5 protein-coding genes and 1 pseudogene are annotated in these 3,923 nt (G+C 25.8%); all 6 read right to left on the reverse strand.

Features of this window, described 5'->3' with window-relative positions:
- A partial coding sequence (locus SPJ33_RS09655) for a DUF927 domain-containing protein (RefSeq protein ID WP_321117754.1) occupies positions 1-1,044 on the reverse strand: 1,044 nt, incomplete at its 3' end.
- A 62-nt stretch (positions 1,045-1,106) separates the two neighbouring features.
- A complete protein-coding gene (locus tag SPJ33_RS09660) occupies positions 1,107-1,475 on the reverse strand; it encodes a hypothetical protein (protein ID WP_321117755.1) in 369 nt (122 codons plus the stop codon).
- Positions 1,465-1,785, reverse strand: a complete 321-nt coding sequence (locus SPJ33_RS09665; protein ID WP_321117756.1) for a hypothetical protein — start codon at positions 1,783-1,785, stop codon at positions 1,465-1,467. The genes SPJ33_RS09660 and SPJ33_RS09665 overlap by 11 nt, the downstream gene beginning before the upstream one ends.
- 188 nt (positions 1,786-1,973) lie before the next feature.
- Positions 1,974-3,059 (reverse strand): hypothetical protein, encoded by a 1,086-nt coding sequence (locus SPJ33_RS09670; RefSeq protein WP_321117757.1) that lies wholly within the window; start codon positions 3,057-3,059, stop codon positions 1,974-1,976.
- Positions 3,060-3,279: 220 nt separating this feature from the next.
- Entirely contained in the window at positions 3,280-3,642 is a 363-nt protein-coding gene (gene imm40, locus SPJ33_RS09675) for an Imm40 family immunity protein (protein WP_321117758.1), read from the reverse strand.
- A gap of 19 nt (positions 3,643-3,661) precedes the next feature.
- A pseudogene (locus tag SPJ33_RS09680) lies at positions 3,662-3,923 on the reverse strand (hypothetical protein); the annotation flags it as partial.

A 3,923-nucleotide genomic window follows, 5' to 3' on the forward strand; every position in this document is an offset into this window, starting at 1 on the left:
TTTATCTATATTCATAATATACTTAGCAAATTCAAAGCCTATATGACCATAATTTTCTAAAACAGCTCTATTTATTCTTTCTGAGTTTTCAGCATCTTTAGTCCATGTAACATTACTCGCTTCTATAACCCTAATTTGTACACCAGCATTTTTATTTGATGAACCTATCAATGATTTTTCTCCATTTGATAGTATTGTTGTAAGCCAAGTTTCTCTCCCTTTTAGCTCTGAGTCTTTATTCAATCTATCCTTATCCGTTCCATTTGATACGCCATATATGAAATTAGTAAAGTTTTGTGTATATGACATTGATATTTCATCTAATGCAAATGGTACTCCTTTTAGTCCAGTTAGTTTCTTTATCAATGCATTATTAGTTCCATTATATGTGCCAAATAGTCCATTCCTTTTTACATCAGGATATCCAAATAGAGAAATTGCTAGTTTTAATGCTGTAGATTTTCCAGTAGTCGAATTACCTACTAAATGTACTATTATTGAATCTAATCCTAAATCTTCTCCTATATATCCTAATAGAACTGACGAAAGCGAAACCGATACCATAAACTCTAATGCTGTATTTCCAATCACTTCTTGATTTATCATATTAATATATTCTTCTTTATCGCCTATTGGTTTTACATCATAAATGCCTTCATACTTTGAATCTATTCCTATACACTCATATAACTTATATATAGTTTTCCCCTCATAATTTGAAAATCCAAGTTTTGTATGAATATTTTTTATTTGAGCTTCTTTTTCTTTTTCATTAAAATACTCCGTAAGTAAAGCTACATTTCCATGGGTTATGTCTAATCCTTTACTTTGATATTTTATTAGATTATTCTTGTTCAAGTACTCTTCTCTAGGTATCGTTATTTCCTTCATACCAGAAAATGATTTATATTTTATTGAAGCCTTATATGTTCCATCGTCAATATTTTGTTGTATTGATTCAATTTTCATAGGATCAGCTATCTTTATCTTTTCACCATTATTATCAAAGTTTACCCCATTAGCATCTAATATAAATTTATTCATGTTATTACCTCCAAAAAGATATGCTCCTATACTCTATATAGGTATAAGAGCATATTTTATTTCTATAGTTCTATATCATCTGATTCTTCAAATTCAGATTCTTCTTCCTCTTCTTCAACTTCAACTGGATTGATATCAACTATATTCATATAACCATTCTTTTCTTTTGTTGTTATCTCCATGTATATTCCAACAAATTTTTGCTCATCAATCTCATCATCTGGTGCTATTTCATAAGCTATATCTATAAGTTTATTTATTAAATAATGGTTATTTGTAAATACTAAGAAAGTAGCATAAAGCTTAGAATCAACATATTCTACCATTGTTTTCAAAGCTTGTTTTCCATAGTTGTAATTCAGTAACTCCACTCCTACTACTTTAACAACACCAGTTCCTTCTTTCACATTTTCTTGTATCTTAAATGTCATAACAAGTTCCCTCCTTATTAATTATTAGCTCTAAATATTTTTCATCTTCTTCTGTTAATTTTTCATTTAATTTTTTAAACAAATCTATTGGAATTGTTTCTTGATTAAGTATGGTTATTTTGGCTACACATACTACGACTTCATCTTCTATATAACTTTCTTCTATAGAAAGCTCTTTTATGTCTTCACTTTTTATGCCTTCAATGATGTTCTCTATTCTTCTTGACATAGATAGTACTTTTAATGTAAAAATAGTTTTTTTATTGGGTATTTTAGGTCTAGCTGGACAACGCTTAATTTTAGTTATCATTTTTATCACTCTCCATTTATTATTTTTAGGAGCTCCTATATAAATTTTAAAAGTTAACTTTGTTGTAATTTCATTTTATATCCTCATTGTTTTATTAACATTAGGTGTCGGCACAAATATTTTTTATCCTATACCAGTTGAGAAAAAAATAAGGACTGCTTTTATTAAGCAATCCTTATTTTTATACTTTATCTTCTTTTAATAATATTACAATTTAATTCTTTAAAAATACTTTCTGATATATCTTTAAAATTTTCATAGTCTGCTTCATCACTAAAAATCTTATTTTTTAGTATATTCATTTTATCTTTTATATTACTTATATCAGTTTCATTCTCAACAGTCTTTACAAATTCATCTATAGCAGTATTAATATCTGTTTCTTCTATAACTCTTTCTTTATTTCTCCTTGCTATTTCCATAACTTTTTTTCTAATAATTGAATACTTATACTTTTCCATATATTCACCTAAGCTTAATCCGTTCCATAACTTATCTATCTCATCTTTTTCCTCTTCAGTAATTCCTTCATCTAGTATACTATTTAAATCATTTCTAGCTTTTACTTTCTTGTCACATATATTGATTCTTTCTTTTATGAATTCATAATCTGTTTCTTTTTTTAATACTTCCGCTATAAAATTATCTAAACTTCCAAATTCAAATTCTCCATATAGTTGATTTTTAAATAATTCATCTCTATTTTTCTTTATTATTTCTATAGCTTCAAAATATTTATAATAATTATAAACTAACTGTTTATTTACACTTTTATTTAAGTTAAAAAGTAATTCAACCCTTTGCTCTATAGAACATTTACTCATAATACTTAATAACTTTTGTATTTTTTCAATTAAAATTTTAAGTAAATTTCTCTCCATAATAGTGTATTGAAATACTGGTTGTAATTCAATTAAGTATTTATAAAAATCAGGTAATTCACTATCTACTAACTCAATACTATAATCCATATAATCTAAAATATCATTAATATCAGCACTTTTAGCATTACTATTACTTTTATAATATGGATTTTTATCAAATATTTTAAATAATACTATTGCTAAATCCTTCCACTCATCTTTAAAAAAGAAGTTTTGCTCATCTTTTTCATAATCTTCTTTAACTTTACCAGCTTTTTTTAATAACTCTCTTTTCAGACCATAGCATTCATCACGTTCCATTATTTTTAAATTATCATAAAATTTATCTTTTCCCCAATGTATTTCCTTTAAAAATTCATTTAAATTTAAGCCTTGCTCTTCTTTTGTCATATTTAATTCTCCTTTTTAATTTTATATTATCGCCTCTTTCTTAAAATTATAATTCCACTATTTTATTTTTACAAAAAAAATAAGTCCTACTTTAATAGTAAGACTTATCTGAATTTATTTTTTAAATTACTTTTTTGTATATTAATATTAATTCAACTAAAACTGAGATTATTTAATCGTAATTATATTTTTTAGATTAGATTTTGTATAAAGTTAACTATTATCCAATTGATTTAATAAATACTATCGAATAATAATATTCTTGTCCATTCATTTCAGAATACTTATTGATATACTCTTTAGCTGTTTTCATGCTTGCATTAATCATTTCCCTATTTGAACTAAATTTATCTTTATTAAAATACCAACTATCATAGGTTGAGTTTAGATTTTCATCTATAAGCTTATATACATCTCCACCTAATATCAAATAATCATTTTTATTTAAGAAATCAATAACTTTTATTGAATTTTCTTTATTCCATGCCAACTCTAAAACCCCTATATTTTCAAGAGACTTTGATGTATCAATTAATTCTTTTGGGAAATTGTCTGGTAAATTTATTTTATAGTGCATGTTCATTTAAATTCACTACCTTTCATTATTTATTAGGAACAAATAGCCTATGGTTACATGAGACTCCATCTGCTTCAATTATATATTGAAAAACACCCTCTTTTCCCATATAACTTCCTGGTATCTCAATTTGCTTTCTTACGATTCCATCTCCACCCGTAATATTAGTAATTTTCCCACATGCTCCAAATCCATCAACACTTTCAGGGAATCCGTGGTAATCAGCTTGGGTAGCTTGCTTTTTTACCTTCTCTGTATACTTAATATTAGATAATGGATTTTTAGTA

It is taken from the genome of Clostridium sp. (assembly GCF_034179595.1).
GTDB lineage: Bacteria > Bacillota > Clostridia > Clostridiales > Clostridiaceae > Clostridium.